Annotated in this window: 11 protein-coding genes; 4 read left to right on the top strand and 7 right to left on the bottom strand. The window is 75.1% G+C overall.

Annotation, left to right across the window (positions count from 1 at the left end):
* Positions 1 to 165 precede the first annotated feature (165 nt).
* The 6 genes from sucD to ACH4K1_RS02590 all read right to left on the bottom strand — a co-directional run bounded on the left by sucD (position 166) and on the right by ACH4K1_RS02590 (position 8,090).
* The gene (gene sucD / locus ACH4K1_RS02615; RefSeq protein WP_073764740.1) at positions 166 to 1,050 is read right to left on the bottom strand and encodes a succinate--CoA ligase subunit alpha; all 885 of its coding nucleotides are present in this window, start codon (positions 1,048 to 1,050) and stop codon (positions 166 to 168) included.
* 21 nt (positions 1,051 to 1,071) lie between these two features.
* Positions 1,072 to 2,253: an ADP-forming succinate--CoA ligase subunit beta gene (sucC, locus tag ACH4K1_RS02610; RefSeq protein WP_398085742.1), complete on the bottom strand. Its 1,182-nt coding sequence runs from the start codon at positions 2,251 to 2,253 to the stop codon at positions 1,072 to 1,074.
* 273 nt (positions 2,254 to 2,526) lie between these two features.
* Positions 2,527 to 3,837: a VWA domain-containing protein gene (locus ACH4K1_RS02605; protein ID WP_398085740.1), complete on the bottom strand. Its 1,311-nt coding sequence runs from the start codon at positions 3,835 to 3,837 to the stop codon at positions 2,527 to 2,529.
* Positions 3,834 to 6,320: a DUF5682 family protein gene (locus ACH4K1_RS02600; protein WP_398085738.1), complete on the bottom strand. Its 2,487-nt coding sequence runs from the start codon at positions 6,318 to 6,320 to the stop codon at positions 3,834 to 3,836. Before ACH4K1_RS02600 ends, ACH4K1_RS02605 begins: the two co-directional genes overlap by 4 nt.
* A complete protein-coding gene (locus ACH4K1_RS02595; RefSeq protein WP_398085735.1) occupies positions 6,317 to 7,486 on the bottom strand; it encodes an AAA family ATPase in 1,170 nt (389 codons plus the stop codon). The genes ACH4K1_RS02600 and ACH4K1_RS02595 overlap by 4 nt, the downstream gene beginning before the upstream one ends.
* Before the next feature lie 178 nt (positions 7,487 to 7,664).
* Positions 7,665 to 8,090: an MmpS family transport accessory protein gene (locus ACH4K1_RS02590; protein WP_398085732.1), complete on the bottom strand. Its 426-nt coding sequence runs from the start codon at positions 8,088 to 8,090 to the stop codon at positions 7,665 to 7,667.
* Positions 8,091 to 8,241: 151 nt separating this feature from the next.
* Here ACH4K1_RS02590 and ACH4K1_RS02585 point away from each other — a divergent pair, with 151 nt between their 5' ends.
* Complete coding sequence (locus ACH4K1_RS02585; protein ID WP_398085730.1) at positions 8,242 to 9,654, top strand: SWIM zinc finger family protein; 1,413 nt, start codon at positions 8,242 to 8,244, stop codon at positions 9,652 to 9,654.
* Between the two features lie 241 nt (positions 9,655 to 9,895).
* Entirely contained in the window at positions 9,896 to 11,590 is a 1,695-nt protein-coding gene (locus ACH4K1_RS02580; protein WP_398085727.1) for a DUF5691 domain-containing protein, read from the top strand.
* 236 nt (positions 11,591 to 11,826) lie between these two features.
* Here ACH4K1_RS02580 and ACH4K1_RS02575 read toward each other — a convergent pair whose 3' ends face one another.
* Complete coding sequence (locus ACH4K1_RS02575) at positions 11,827 to 12,240, bottom strand: cobalamin B12-binding domain-containing protein (protein WP_073764752.1); 414 nt, start codon at positions 12,238 to 12,240, stop codon at positions 11,827 to 11,829.
* Between the two features lie 373 nt (positions 12,241 to 12,613).
* On the opposite strand from ACH4K1_RS02575, the gene ACH4K1_RS02570 reads away from it, so the two are divergent.
* Both ACH4K1_RS02570 and ACH4K1_RS02565 read left to right on the top strand, forming a co-directional pair.
* The gene (locus tag ACH4K1_RS02570; protein WP_398085723.1) at positions 12,614 to 13,654 is read left to right on the top strand and encodes an esterase/lipase family protein; all 1,041 of its coding nucleotides are present in this window, start codon (positions 12,614 to 12,616) and stop codon (positions 13,652 to 13,654) included.
* A gap of 205 nt (positions 13,655 to 13,859) precedes the next feature.
* Complete coding sequence (locus ACH4K1_RS02565) at positions 13,860 to 15,617, top strand: peptidoglycan DD-metalloendopeptidase family protein (RefSeq protein ID WP_398085720.1); 1,758 nt, start codon at positions 13,860 to 13,862, stop codon at positions 15,615 to 15,617.
* Position 15,618: the final 1 nt, after the last annotated feature.

Raw genomic sequence — 15,618 nt, 5'->3', positions numbered from 1 at the left:
CGCGGCGCGCGGGGGCCGCCACCCGCACCCCGCGCCGGCCCGGGGGCCCCCGCTGTCGCGGCGCGCGGGGGGGGCGCCGGGGGGGGCGGGCCGGCCCCCGGGGCCGCGCTGGGGGGGGGGCCCGCGCCGTTCGAGCGTGCCCGGGAACCGGGCTCAGGCTCAGATTCAGGCGCCGAGGATCTCGCGCGCCAGCTTGGCGGTCTCGGTCGGCGTCTTGCCGACCTTGACGCCGGCGGCCTCCAGGGCCTCCTTCTTCGCCTGGGCGGTGCCCGAGGAGCCGGAGACGATGGCGCCGGCGTGGCCCATGGTCTTGCCCTCCGGGGCGGTGAAGCCCGCGACGTAGCCGACGACCGGCTTGGTGACGTTCGCCTTGATGAAGTCGGCGGCACGCTCCTCGGCGTCGCCGCCGATCTCGCCGATCATCACGATGAGGTCGGTCTCCGGGTCCGCCTCGAACGCCGCGAGGGCGTCGATGTGCGTGGTGCCGATGACCGGGTCGCCACCGATGCCGACGGCGGAGGAGAAGCCGATGTCACGGAGCTCGTACATCATCTGGTAGGTCAGCGTGCCGGACTTGGACACGAGACCGATGCGGCCGGGCTTGGTGATGTCGCCCGGGATGATGCCGGCGTTGGACTGGCCCGGGGTGATGAGACCGGGGCAGTTCGGGCCGATGATCCGGGTCTTGTTGCCCTTCTCCTTCGCGTACGCCCAGAAGGCGGCGGAGTCGTGGACGGCGATGCCCTCGGTGATGACGACCGCGAGCGGGATCTCGGCGTCGATCGCCTCGACGACGGCGGCCTTGGAGAAGGCCGGCGGGACGAAGAGCACGGACACGTTGGCGCCGGTCTTCTCCATCGCCTCCTTGACGGAGCCGAAGACCGGTACCTCGGTGCCGTCGAAGTCGACGGACGTACCGGCCTTGCGCGGGTTCACGCCACCGACGATGTTGGTGCCGTCGCCCAGCATGAGCTTGGTGTGCTTCATGCCCGTGGCGCCGGTCATCCCCTGGACGATGACCTTGCTGTCCTTGGTGAGGAAGATAGCCATGGTGTTGGAGTCCCTCGTCCCTTACTTCGCAGCCGCGGCGAGCTCGGCGGCCTTGTCGGCCGCGCCGTCCATGGTGTCCACGCGCTGCACGAGCGGGTGGTTGGCGTCGGAGAGGATCTTGCGACCCAGCTCCGCGTTGTTGCCGTCGAGACGCACGACCAGCGGCTTCTCGACCTTCTCGCCCTTGGACTCCAGGAGCGCGAGCGCCTGCACGATGCCGTTGGCGACCTCGTCACAGGCGGTGATGCCACCGAAGACGTTGACGAAGACGGACTTGACGTCCGGGTCGCCGAGGATGATCTCCAGGCCGTTCGCCATGACCTCGGCGGAGGCGCCGCCGCCGATGTCGAGGAAGTTGGCGGGCTTCACGTTGCCGTGGTTCTCACCGGCGTACGCGACGACGTCCAGGGTCGACATGACCAGGCCGGCGCCGTTGCCGATGATGCCGACCTCGCCGTCGAGCTTGACGTAGTTGAGGTTCTTGGCCTTGGCGGCAGCCTCGAGCGGGTCGGCTGCGTCCTTGTCCTCGAGGGCCTCGTGGTCCGGCTGGCGGAAGTCGGCGTTCTCGTCGAGCGAGACCTTGCCGTCCAGGGCCAGGATGCGGCCGTCCTTGGTCTTCACCAGCGGGTTGACCTCGACGAGGAGGGCGTCCTCGGCGACGAAGGTCTCCCACAGGGTCACCAGGGCCTCGGCGACGCCTTCGGCCACGTCGGCCGGGAACTTCGCCTGGGCCACGATCTCGCGGGCCTTGGCGATGTCCACGCCGGAGTTGGAGTCGACCGGGACCTTCGCGAGGGCCTCGGGGGTCTTCTCCGCGACCTCCTCGATGTCCATGCCGCCCTGCACCGAGGCCATGGCCAGGAAGGTGCGGTTGGTGCGGTCGAGGAGGTACGAGACGTAGTACTCCGCCTCGATCTCCGGGGACAGCTCGGCGATCATCACCTTGTGGACCGTGTGGCCCTTGATGTCCATGCCGAGGATGTCGGTCGCCCGGGCGACCGCCTCGTCGGGGTCGGCGGCCAGCTTGACGCCGCCGGCCTTGCCGCGGCCCCCGACCTTCACCTGCGCCTTGACGACAGACTTGCCGCCCAGCTTCTCGGTCGCCTCGCGGGCTGCCTCAGGCGTGTCGATGACTTCACCGGCCAGCACCGGTACACCGTGCTTGGCGAAGAGGTCCCTCGCCTGGTACTCGAACAGGTCCACGCGCGTCCGTCCCTTTTAGTGGTATCGCGGTTCGTTCTTCTGCGTGGGCGTGCCGCGAAGGGCATCGTGACTGCTCTGTCACCAGGAAGGCGCACACGGTGTCCGAATACGCGGCATGTCCATCCGGCAGGTTATCCCCGCGCCCCGTGTGACCCTAAATCGCAGATCACACCTGAGCGGTGATAACGGTCACAGAGGGTGCCGGACGGACGCCCCGGGGCGGGCGGAACGCGATCGGCTCCCCACCCGCCGCGCGGACCCGTCGGACGCCTCTCAGGGCGGGGGCTCCTTGTCCGGCACGGGCAGGGGCCGCTTCTCGATCGCGGCGGCCATGACGTCCGGGAAGAGGTCCGGCGTACAGGCGAACGCGGGCGCGCCGAGTGCGCCGAGCGCCGCCGCGTGCTCGTGGTCGTAGGCGGGCGCGCCCTCGTCGGAGAGGGCCAGCAGCGTCACGAACTGCACGCCGGACGCCTTCATCGCGGCGACCCGTTTCAGCATCTCGCCGCGGATGCCCCCTTCGTGGAGATCGCTGATGAGGACGACGACGGTGTCGGCCGGCCGGACGATCCTGGACTGGCAGTAGGCGAGCGCCCGGTTGATGTCGGTGCCGCCGCCGAGCCGGGCGCCGAACAGGAGGTCGACCGGGTCGTCGAGCTGGTCCGTGAGGTCGACGACCGCCGTGTCGAAGACGACGAGCCGGGTGGAGAGGGTGCGCAGGGAGGCGAGCACCGCGCCGAAGACCGAGGCGTACACGACCGACGCGGCCATCGAACCGGACTGGTCGACGCACAGGACGACGTCCTTCCTGACGGACCGGGCGGCGCGGCCGTGGCCGACGAGGCGTTCCGGTACGACCGTGCCCCTCGACGGCGCACCGTCCCGCCCCGGGAGCGTCAGGTAGTTCTTGAGGTTGGCCCGCACGGTGCGGTCCCAGTCGATGTCGCGGTGGCTCGGCCGGCTGATCCGCGCCGAGCGGTCGAGGGCCCCGGACAGGGTGGCCCGGGTGCGGCTCTCCCACCGCCTCTCCAGCTCCTCGACGACCTTGCGGACGACGGTGCGTGCGGTCTCCCTGGTCGTGTCGGGCATCGCCTGGTGGAGGGAGAGGAGGGTGCCGACGAGGTGGACGTCCGGCTCGACCGCCTCCAGCATCTCCGGCTCCAGGAGCAGGGACGCCAGGCCGAGCCGGTCGATCGCGTCGCGCTGCATCACCTGGACGACGGAGCTGGGGAAGTACGTCCGGATGTCGCCGAGCCAGCGGGCGACGGAGGGAGCCGACGCGCCGAGACCCGCCGAACGGCCGCCGGGGCCCCGGTCGCCGGGCTTCCCGCCCGCGCCCCCGCCGTACAGCGCGTTCAACGCACCGTCCATCGCCGCGTCCCGGCCGGTGAGGGTGGGCCCCGTGCTCTCCGCGCCGTCCGCGCCGAGCACCATCCGCCAGCGCCGCAGCCGCTCCGCGTCAGGTGCGGACGCGGATGCGGGCGCGGTCTGTGCGGTGGTCGTCGCCCGGGTCGCGGTCGTCGGCCGTTCCATGGTCTCCCCCGTCGGGTCGGTCGGGCCCGGGTGCGCCCGGGTGGTCGTCGTCATCCGGCCGCCTCCACGGGCTCGGGCGGGCGGCCGAGCAGCAGGCGCACCACCGGCTCCACCGCGTCGGCCCGGCCCCGGTCGAGGCCGGGGCCGTAGCCATCGGTCGGGCGGCCGGCGTCGCCCCGCCGGGCGCCCTCGGGGGCGGGCCCGCGCCGGACCAGCTCGCCCAGGGTGCGCCGTACGCCCGGTTCGTACGCGGAGAACGTGCGGCGCAGCAGCGGCAGCACGTCGGTGAACCGGTCGGCGGGGATCGCGGCCAGCCAGCCGTCGACGAGGGCGAGCAGCCGCTCGTCGTGGACCAGCAGCATGCCGCCGCCGGACGCCCCGCCGACGAACCCCTCGATCCAGGCGGCGGCGTCGGCGGGCGGGGTGCCGGGCGAGAGGGCCAGGCCCATCAGCCGGGCCGCCTCGTCCTCCGCCAGCCGCCCCTCGTCCAGGAGCAGCCGGGCCGCCCGGCCCCGGACGACCCCGGCGACCGTGTCCCGGACCGCCAGCTTGTGCAGGACGGCGTCCCAGCGCTCCCGCAGTCCCGCGGCGGGGGCCGCACCGGCCGTGAGCAGCCCGATCGCCCCGTGCACCGCCTCCACCCGGCGGCGCAGCGCCTCGGCCCCGTCCGCGTCGAGGCCGGTGCAGGCGGGCGGCAGGCCGACGCAGATCCGCTCGGCGAGCCCGGCGGCGACCTCCGCGAGCGCCGCCGTGTCCGTGGAGCGCACGTCCCCGTACCGCAGGGAGCGGGCGAGGGCGGGCAGCGCGTCCGCGAGGTGGCCGACGTCGGCGTCGAGTGCGGCCCGGTCGGAGAGGGCCCTCATCACCACGGGCAGCGCGTCCGGCAGATCGGCCAGGAGGCAGTGCTCGGCGAGGGCGGTGACCTCGGCCAGCGTGGTCGCCGCCGCCGCCCGGGACTCGGCCTTCGCGGTGGCGGCGGTGAGGACGGTGGTGCCCCACACCCCCGCCTCAGCGACCCGGACGGACAGTTCCGGCTCCCAGCTCAGCCGCCAGCTCTCCCGGAAGGTGCCGGTGCCGCCCCGTCCCGCGACCGGGTCGCCCCAGTCGACGCCGAGGAGGCGCAGCCGGTGCAGGAGGCGGCTGCGGGCGGCGTCGGTCTCCTTGCGCAGGTCGAGGTCGAGCTCGCGCTCCGACGCCTCCGGCTTGAGTCTCAGGGTGCGCCGGACGCGGGTCAGGTCCCGTTGCAGCGGGACGGCCGGGGCGGAGTCCGGCACCTCGCCGAGGGCGTCGCCGACGATCAGCCGGTCCTGGACGAGGGCGAGGGGGACGTCGGACCCCTCGCACATGACGGCCCGCACGGCGTCGGTCGCCTCGCCCAGCCCGGCCAGCGGCCGCCCGCGGAGGGCGGCGAGGGTCTCCGCGAGCCGGACCGCCTCGATGACGTGGGCGGTGGAGACGGACCGGTCCTCCTCGCGCAGCAGCCCGGCGACCCGGGTCATCCAGCGCTCGACGGGCCGGTCGGCGGCGGCGAAGAGGTGCCCGTACCAGCCGGGCGCGTCGATCCCGGCCCCGTAACCGCTCTGCCGGGCGAGGCGGCGGTGGGTCCACGGCACCCAGGTCAGCTCCGTCCTGACCTTCGGAAGCCCCTTCAGCAGGGCGCGGTCGGCGGTGAGGGTGGTCCGCGCGGCGAGGGCGGGCACGTGCCAGGCGCCGCAGACGACGGCGACGGCGTCCCCGAACTCCTTGCGGGCGGTACGCAGTTGGATCCGCATGTACGCCTCGCGCACCGCGTCCCGGGGCTGCCCGCCGTCGCCGTAGGCCTCACGGAGGGCGCTCATGGCCTCCGCCAGCGCGGCGAACGGTGCGAGCGCGCCGTCCGCGCCGTCCCCGCCTCCCGCGTTCCCGCCGGGGCCGTCGGCCGGGGACCGGTGTTCGACGACGTCCTCCCACCAGCGCTCGGGGTCGTCGTACCCGGCGGTCTCGGCGAGCACCCGGATCGGGTCCACGACCGGCGTGGCCTCGTCGTCCTCGGGCCGCTCCCCCGGGGCCCGGGCCTCCTCCGCTCCGGGCGCGGGGGCCTTGAGCGCGAGGGAGTTCGCGGCGGGCAGGTCGATGAACCGGACGGGGACGCCGTGGTCGAGGGCCCAGCCGATGGCCACCCACTCGGGTGAGAACGCGGCCATCGGCCAGAAGGAGGCCAGCCCCGGGTCGTCCACGGCGTGCGCGAGGAGGGCGACCGGCGGGCGCATCGCCGGGTCGGCGGCCAGGGGCAGCAGTGCGTCGCCCTCGGGCGGCCCCTCGACGAGGACGGCGGCCGGCCGGGCCGCCGCGAGGGCGGCGAGGACCGCCCGGGCCGAGCCGGGGCCGTGGTGCCGCACCCCCAGGAGCCACGGTCCGGTGGGCTCGCGGGGTTCCGGTGCGGGCGCACCGGCCGCCGCGGGGGCCGTGGCCGTACCGGCGGGGACGGCGGGCGCCGGGGGGCCCGGCCCGTCCGCCGCGGGCGTGGCGGACGCGGCCGTTCCGGCGGGGAGGGTCATGCGGACACCTCGCGGCAGGCGCGGTAGAAGTCCTTCCAGCCGTCCCGCTCGCGGACCACGGTCTCCAGGTACTCCTGCCAGACCACCCGGTCCGCCGCGGGATCCCGGACGACCGCGCCGAGGATGCCGGCCGCGACGTCGCCGGGGCGCAGCACTCCGTCGCCGAAGTGGGCGGCGAGCGCGAGGCCGTTGGTGACGACGGAGATCGCCTCGGCGGTGGAGAGCGTGCCGGAGGGGGACTTGAGCTTGGTGCGCCCGTCGGTGCTCACCCCGTCGCGCAGCTCGCGGAAGACCGTCACCACCCGGCGGATCTCGGCCAGGCCCTCCGGCGCGGCCGGGAGGTCGAGCGACCGGCCGATCTGGTCGACGCGCCGGGAGACGATGTCGACCTCCTCGTCCGGGGTCGCGGGGAGCGGCAGCACGACGGTGTTGAACCGGCGGCGCAGCGCGCTGGACAGCTCGTTGACGCCCCGGTCCCGGTCGTTGGCGGTGGCGATGAGGTTGAACCCCCGGACGGCCTGCACCTCCTGGCCCAGCTCGGGAACGGGGAGCGTCTTCTCGGACAGGATCGTGATGAGCGCGTCCTGCACGTCGGCGGGGATCCGGGTCAGCTCCTCGACCCGGGCCGTCATGCCCTCGGACATGGCCCGCATCAGGGGGCTGGGCACCAGGGCGTCGCGGCTGGGGCCGTGGGCGAGGAGCTGTGCGTAGTTCCACCCGTAGCGGACGGCTTCCTCCGGCGTCCCGGCGGTGCCCTGCACGAGCAGCGTCGAGTCGCCGCTGACGGCGGCGGCCAGGTGCTCGGAGACCCAGGTCTTGGCCGTGCCGGGGACGCCGAGCAGGAGCAGCGCGCGGTCGGTGGCGAGGGTGGTCACGGCCACCTCGATCAGACGGCGCGGGCCCACGTACTTGGGGGTGATCACCGTCCCGTCCGGCAGGACCCCGCCCTGCAGGTAGGTGGCGACGGCCCAGGGCGACATCCGCCAGCGGGCGGGCCTGGGGCGGTCGTCGGTCGCCGCGAGCGCCGCGAGCTCGTCGGCGAACGCGTCCTCGGCGTGCGGGCGCAGCGCCTCCGCCCCGGCGGCGGATGCGGCGGCTCCGGCGGCCGCCGTGGTCGAGGCGCTCGGCGTGGCCGGGGTGGTCGGGGTGGTTGCGGGCACGGTCATGGATCCCCCTCCAGATCGGTCGACCCGATGTGGTTCCCACCGTGCACCACGGCACTGACAACGGGCCCCGACCGCAGGTCGGAGCCCGTTCGCGCCTGCCGGGCGCCGCCCCGCGCGATCCGGTCGGGCCGGTCGCCGTGCGGGATCCGGCCGACCGGCCGGGGCCGGTCCGCCGGGGTCAGCCCACGATCGGCGACACGGCGACGCAGCCGCCCGTCGACAGCATGCCGTCCCCCTTCGCCTCCTTGATCACCTTGCCCTTGTAGGTGATGGTGCACGCGACGTCCGTGCCGTTCACGTCCACGGCGAGCGGCATGACGGCGGGCGGCATGACGCCGCGCAGCTTGACGGTCTTCTTCCACGGCAGGGCCGGCGACTTGACGGTCTCCAGCTCGGGCTCCATGGCCTTGCCGCCGCCCCCGTGGTACGTGATCTCGTCGACGCTCGTGCCGGTGACCTCGTAGGTGACCTCGTAGGTCTCGTCCACGGTCTCGTCGACCGCCTTGTTGACCGCCTTGTCCACCGACTCGGCCGAACAGGCGCCGAGTCCGAGCACGAGGACGCAGACCGCGAGGGCGCGGGTGACACGGGTGGTGCGGTTCATGTGGGATCCCCCCTGGATCGGTCCGCCCGGATCCGTTCCGTAGGCGGCGACCGCAGAGAAACGCAAAGGGCGGGCAAAGTCAAATCGCCCTCGGAGGAACGCCTTCGCAGGTCGGAGGGGATTGTCAGTGCCGCCCCCTACCGTCGGGGACATGCAGCTATCTCACGGGGGAGAGTCCTCGCCCACCGGCGGACCGGTGGCGCGCTGGACGGTGGAGCAGGTGCTGGCCCTGGCTCCCGACGCGGCATCGCGCACGGCGGGTACGCGGCTCGGTGCGGCCGGTCCGTGGTCCGGCACGGGAGACGACGGAGCGGGGGCGGTGTGGGGTCTGTGCAAGGGCGGCGGGAGCACGCCGTACCGGACGGTGGTCGACCTCACGGGGCCGGCGTACCACTGCACGTGTCCCAGCCGGAAGTTCCCGTGCAAGCACGCGCTGGGGCTGTTGCTGCTGCGGGCGGCGGACGGGGCCGCGTTCCCGCAGGGGGATCCGGTCGACTGGGCGGCGGCGTGGGTCGAGGGCCGGCGCGGACGCGCGGCGGAGAAGGGCGGGCCCCCGGAGGGGGGCGGCACCGCGCGGGGGCCGGCCGACGCGGCCGCCGCCGGGAAGCGGGCGGAGCGCCGGGCCGAGCGCGTCACGGGCGGGGCCGAGGAGTTGGAGCAGCGCCTGGCCGATCTGCTGCGCGGCGGGCTCGCCGCGACCGAACGCTCGGGTTACGGCCTGTGGGAGGAGACCGCCGCCCGCATGGTCGACGCCCAGGCGCCCGGCCTCGCCGCCCGGGCGCGGGAGTTGGGAGCGATCACCGGGTCCGGCCCCGGCTGGCCGGTCCGGCTGCTGGAGGAGTGCGGACTGCTCCACCTGCTGGGCAGGGCCTGGCTCGGCCGGGAGCGGTTGCCAAAGCCGCTGGCCGCGACCGTGCGGACGCGCGTGGGGCTGCCCGTCTCCGCCGAAGGCCCCCCGGTCCGGGACCACTGGACGGTCCTCGCGCAGTACGACGTCCCGGACGGCAAGATCGTCGCGCGGCGGATCTGGCTGTACGGGCAGGGGTCGGGCCGTACCGCGCTGCTGCTCTCGTTCGGCGCGGCGGGGCGGCCCCCGGCGCAGGCGCTCCCGGTGGGCACGGCGATCGACGCCGAACTGAGGCCGTATCCGGGCGGCGCGCAGCCCCGCGCGGAGCTGGGCGAGCAGTTCGGTGCGGTGGCCCCGGCCGGTCCCCCGCCGGGGATCGCCGCGGCGGACGCGCCCGCGGTCTACGGGAACGCCCTGCGGGAGGACCCCTGGCTGGACGCCTGCCCGGTCACCCTGCGCGACGTCATACCCGTGCCGTCCCAGGACGGCTGGCAGGTGGCGGACGCCCGGGCCGGCTCCGCGCTGCCGATCGCCCCGGCGGCGTTGTCCCGGCCGGGGCTGTGGAAGCTCGTCGCCCTGTCCGGGGGCGGGCCGGTCACGGTGTTCGGCGAGATCGGCCACCGGGGCTTCGACCCGTTCGCGGCCTGGGATCCGGGTGAGCCGGAGGAGGGGAGGAGCACGCCCGCCCCGGTCGGCCCGGTCGTCCGACTGGTCTGACCCGGGAGGGGCCGGAGGCCGATGCCCCCCGGCCCCCGGCCCCGGCAATCGCGTTCGGGACCGGCGCCCCCGGCGTGCCCGCGCCGCCCCACCGTCCGCGTGCCCCGCCCCCCCGTCCGCGTGCCCCGCCCCACCGTCCGCGTGCCCCGGCCCGCGACGCCCGCCTCGGTCCCGGCCCGCCGGCCGGTTTCCGTCCGCTGACCATCCGACATCCGCGCATCTCCGCCACGGGAGGGGAAAGATGCCTCGCACGACCGGCCCCGCAGCAACCAGCACCACCGCCGCCCCCGCCACCGTCGCCGCCCCCGGCCCACGCTCCGGGGCCGGTGCCGACGCCGCCGACCCGCTCCCCTGGGAGGAGTTGGTCACCTCGGCGCTCCTGGGCACCGACCGCCGCCCTCCCGCGCCACGCGGCGGCGGCCCCGCGCCGGCCGACGCTCCGGCGGCCCTCCTGGACGCCGCCGCGCTGCACACCGTGCGGCGGCGGGCCGGGCTGCGGCCCGCCGTGCCGGGGACCCGGCCCGAGCCCGCCGCGCCGGACCCGCGCCCCGCGCTCCCCGGCGCCGCCCGGGACCGGCTCGCCCACCTGCTGGCCGACCGCGCCGCGCCCCCGGGCGGAGGGCGGCGCGGCGCCGCGCCCGACCTCACGGAACTGATACCGCAGTGGCTGGCCACCGCCAACCGGATGGGCTTCCGCGCCCCGGCGGCGCTGCTGCCGCCCCTGCTGGACGCCGCCCGCGCCCGTACGGACCTGCGCCCGCAGGCACTCGCCTTCGCCGGGCCGCGCGGGCTGTGGCTGGCCGGGCTCAACCCCGACTGGAAGTTCGCCCTGCGCGGCTCGGCGGGCGGCGCACACCGCCCCGACCTCACGGACCCGGACGCGGTGGCGCGGGTGTGGGAGGAGGGGCTGTTCGCGGAGCGGGTCGCGCTGCTCGACGCCGTACGGGCGCAGGACCCGGCGGCCGGGCTCGCCCTGCTCGCCGCCACGTGGGCGACCGAGCGGGCCGAGGACCGGCTGATGTTCCTGGACTCCCTGCGGTCCGGACTGGGAAGCGCCGACGAGCCGTTCCTGGAGCAGGCCCTGTCCGACCGCAGCCGTAACGTCCGTGCCACCGCAGCCGAGTTGCTGTCCGCCCTGCCCGATTCGGCGCTCGCCGGGCGGATGGCCGCCCGCGCGCTGTCCTGCGTCCATCCGGACCGTACGGGGGACACCGCGTCCATCGCCGTGGAGGCCCCGCACGAGTGCGACGCGGGCATGCAGCGCGACGGGGTCGCGGCGGTCCCGCCGACCGGACGCGGCGAACGGTCCTGGTGGCTCGGGCAGTTGGTGGAGGCTGCTCCGCTCGCCGTGTGGGAGGAGCGGTTCGGCGGGCGCCCCGCCGAGGAGATCGTGGCCCTGCCCGTCGCCGACGGCTGGGCCGGTGAGCTGCACGCGGCGTGGTGCCGGGCGGCGGTGCGGCAGCGGAATCCGCAGTGGTCCCGGGCCCTGCTCGGGCGCCCGTCGGCACCCCCGGAGAGCGGTCCCGGGACGGCCTCGATCGCCGAGCGTTCGAAGCTCCTCGCCGCCCTGGACGAGGCCGAACGCGCTTGCTGGGTGGCCGAGTTCATCGCCGCGCACGGCCTCTCGGAGGCGTTCCAACTGCTCGGGGTGTGCACGGTCCCCTGGGCCGGCCCCCTGGGGCGTTCCGTGGTGGACGCGCTCGACATCGCCCGGGACGGCGGAAGCTACCCGTGGAGCTTCAGCGGGGTGATGGGCCTCGCGGAACGGTGCCTGGACCCGGCCGAGGCCGATCGGCTGGAGGTCCTGACGGCCGCCCAGGACGAGCAGGAGGGGGCGTCGCCGGGGGCGGGCGGCTACTGGTCGGAAGCCTTCCAGCGGCTGGTCTCCACCTTGCGCCTGCGCGCCACGATGGAGGCGGAGCTGCTGGCGGTCTGACGGCGCCGGAGGAGGACGCCGCAGGAAGGGGGGTGGCAGGTGGAGGGCGGGCCGACCACCGTCCACCGCCACTCAGCATCGGGTGGCTCGGCCCCGTCCGCCCGGCCCGCGCCCGGCGTCCGCCCGCGCCCGACCCGCTCGGGCCCGGCCCCGTCCGCACTGCGCCGCCCGTTCGGCCCGAGCTCCGCGCAGCCCCGTCCGTCCGGCCCGGTTCCGCTCAGGCGCCGGGGGGCCGGTCAGGTCTGGGCGGCCTGCCGGACGTTGGCGTTGACCCAGGTGACGATCTCGGTCGTCGTCGCCCCCGGGGTGAAGAGTTCGGCGACGCCCAGTTCCTTCAGCGGGGCGATGTCGTCCTCCGGGATGATCCCGCCGCCGAAGACCTGGATGTCCTCCGCCTCCCGGGCCTTCAGCAGCTCGATCACCTTCGCGAACAGCGTGTTGTGCGCGCCGGAGAGGATCGAGAGGCCGATGGCGTCGGCGTCCTCCTGGATCGCCGTGTCGACGATCTGCTCGGGCGTCTGGTGGAGCCCCGTGTAGATCACCTCCATGCCCGCGTCCCGCAACGCCCGCGCGATGACTTTGGCGCCGCGATCGTGGCCGTCGAGTCCCGGCTTCGCCACCACCACACGGATCGGACCGGTCACACCCATCACTGCCTCCACCTGGTCTCCCGCGCCTGAAGGGCGGGGGATGTGAACGAACGTTATCCACAGCATCTCGTACGGCGCAGTTTCGCGGCAGGCGGGGAGGGGGAAATCACACGTGGGACATGTTCCGTCAGGCGTCGTCCTCCGCACACCCGGCCGTCCGGCCGCGCGGGGGCAGGCGAGGCGCATTCCCCAGGGAGCCGCTACGAGGTCGCCGTACCACCGCGCCGCCAGCCGCACGGCACGGCGGTACGGCCCCGTCGCCGCCCGGTCCCCCCGCCCCCCACCGGACGGCGGACCTCATACCGGCCCCCGCCGGGGCGTACGGGAGGGGCCGCCCCTTCCCCGTACCGTCCGCCTGTGCAGGAGGCCGGCCGTGAAGCTCCCCCCGCCCCTCTCCCCCGGCTCCCTGGTCCCCGCCCTGCTCTCACCGCTGCGCCGTCTTCCCCGGCTGCCCGGCCCCCGGCTCCCGTCCGCCCGGGTCGGCGCCACCGCCCTGGAGCTGGCCGTCCTCACCGGGCACCTGATCGCCTACCCCTTCGGCCTCGCCCCCGAGCGACCCGAGCAACCCGAGCAGCGACCCGAGCGACCCGGGCAAGGCGGGCGGGGCGGGCAGGGCAGGCAGGCCGGACGACGCCATTCCTCCGGTGCCACGCCCTCCGCGACCGCCGCATCGCCGCTCACGGCCGCCGTCTTGCCGGACACGCCCTCCGCAACCGCCGCCCCGCCGGTCACGACCCCCGCCCCACCCCTCACGGCCGCCACTCCCCCCGCCGCGCCGCCCGTCGTCCTGCTGCACGGCTTCATCGACAACCGCTCCGTTTTCCTCGTCCTGCGGCGCGCGCTGACCCGGCACGGCCCCCGTCGGACGGTATCGCTCAACTACTCGCCGCTGACCCGCGACATCCGTGCCGCCGCCGCCCTGCTCGGCCGTCGGGTGGAGGCCGTCTGCGCGCGCACCGGGCACGACCGGGTCGACATCGTCGGGCACAGCCTCGGCGGCCTGATCGCCCGGTACTACGTACAACGGCTGGGCGGTGACCGCCGGGTGCGCACCCTGGTCACGCTCGGCACACCGCACGGCGGCACCGCCGTCGTCCCGGGGGCGGGCCTTCACCCCATCGTGCGGCAGATGCGCGGCGCTTCCTCCGTGATCGAGGAGCTGCGCCGCCCCGCCCCCGGCTGCCGGACCCGGTTCGTCAGCTTCTGGGCCGAGTGGGACCGGGTGATGGTCCCCGTGCGGACGGCGTGCATCGACCATCCCGACCTCGACGCGGTGAACGTACGGGTCACCGGCATCGGCCACCTCGCCCTCCCCGTGCACCCGGCGGTGGCCGCGGCGGTCCGTGAGGCTCTGGAGGCTCGGGGGGCCGGTGAGGATGACGTTCCGGTTACCGGCGCGACACCCGCGGCCTGAAATAGAACACGTGTCGAACGTAGAACCAAGGCTGCGTCTGCCCTCCACCGAAAGACGGTCGATTGCCCGTTTCCTGCGGGCGTAAAACCTGTCGAAGATTGTCGTCCTCACATACCGCCGGGTACAGTCGCGGCCACTGCTTCCCCCTGGGGCGCCCCTGGCGGCCCCCCAGAACAGTCCTACTGCCGAGGCGAGAGAGAAGTTGGTGAACGACCAGCACCCCCCCGCCGGGCATGTCGGCTACGACGGCCGATCGACCGGCAGCTTCGACACCGACCCGCTCTTCGGTTCCCTTTCGGGCGACCACTCCGCCGGCTACGACACGGGGCATCCCGCCGCCGGATACGGCGACGGCGCCCACGGCGCCGGTTACGCCACCACCTACGCGACCGGACAGCCCGACCACCACAGCGGCCAGTACGACGCCTCCGCGTGGAACACCGGCGCCCAGCAGACGCTCACCTACGACGACGGCTACACCGAGCGGGACCAGGTTTCTCAGGTCCCGGGGCAGTGGGACGCCTCCGACACCTGGCAGCAGGTCGCCGACCAGGATCAGACCGGCGCGTTCCCCACCGCCGGCTTCTCCGAGGCCCCGTACGGCACGGGCTCCGCGTACCAGGCGGAGGCGTACGGCGCCGGGGCGTACGCGACGGACGGCTACGACACCGGCACGTACCCCGCCGGCACGGCCTACGGGACCGGCGGCGCGTACGGGAGCGACGCCTACGAGACCGGCGCGTACCCGGTCGGCGCGTACGGCGCCGCGGCCGTCGCCGCCGACACCGGCACGTACGCCACCACCGCCTTCACCACCGGCACGCTCGACCCGGGCGCCGCCCAGGACAACGGCGCCTACGACACGGGCGCGTACACCGTCTACGGCACGGCCGCGTACGACACCGGCGCCTACGACGCGACCGCCTGGAACTCCGGCGCCACGCCCGGGGACACCGCGTACGGGGCTGAACAGATGTCGGACTCGCCGTACGAACAGCGGTCGGCCGACGCCGCGGCGCCCGAGGGCCCCGCCGAGCCGGACCGTCCGGCCGAGGAGCCCGGGGCCGACCCGTCCTCCACCGCCGCGTTCGCCGTCCTCGACCAGGAGATCGCACCGGAGAGCGGGCCGGACGCCACGCCGGCCCCGGACGCCGAGGACGGTTTCCCCGCCCCGCCCTCCGTGGGCCGCACCGCCGTCCGCGCCCCCGCCCCCCGTGGCCGGGCCCGCCGCCGCTCCCCCGCCAAGCGCTCCGCGCTGCTGACCGTCGCGGTGCCCTCCGCCTGCGTGATGAGCGTCGCGGGCATCGCGGCCGCCTCGGTCGGCGGGCTCCCCGGCGGCGACAAGCCGGAGGAGAAGTCCACATCGCTGGCGGTCGCGGACCCCACCTCCGCAGCGGTGGCCGCCGCGAACAGCCGGCTCGACAGCCAGCTGGAGCAGCTCTCCGAGGGCAGCGACGACTTCCGCGAGCGCGCGAGCCGCACCCAGGAGCGCATCGACCTGCGCGAGCGGCAGGCCGCGGAGAAGAAGAAGCGCGCGCAGGAGGCCGCCCGCCGCGAGGCGCTGCGCCCCAAGTTCGTCCTGCCGGTCAAGCAGCACGGGCTGAGCGCCTACTACGGCCAGGCGGGCCTCAACTGGATGTCCGTGCACACCGGCATCGACTTCCCCGTGGACTACGGCACTCCGGTCATGGCCGCCACCGACGGCACCGTACAGACCCGGTGGAACAGCGCCTACGGGAACATGGTGATCGTGACCGCGGCCGACGGCACGGAGACCTGGTACTGCCACCTCAGCAGCACCCGGATCCGTTCGGGCCCGGTGAAGGCCGGCGACGTCATCGGCTACGCGGGCAACTCGGGCAACTCCACCGGCGCGCACCTGCACTTCGAGGTCCGGCCCGCCGGCGGCGCGTCGATCGACCCGCTGGCGTGGCTGCGCAGCAAGGGCCTCAACCCGACCTGAC

Origin of the sequence: Streptomyces sp. NPDC017448, assembly GCF_044330565.1 — a bacterium.
Lineage (GTDB): Bacteria > Actinomycetota > Actinomycetes > Streptomycetales > Streptomycetaceae > Streptomyces.
This window is presented reverse-complemented; position numbering and strand designations above follow the sequence as displayed.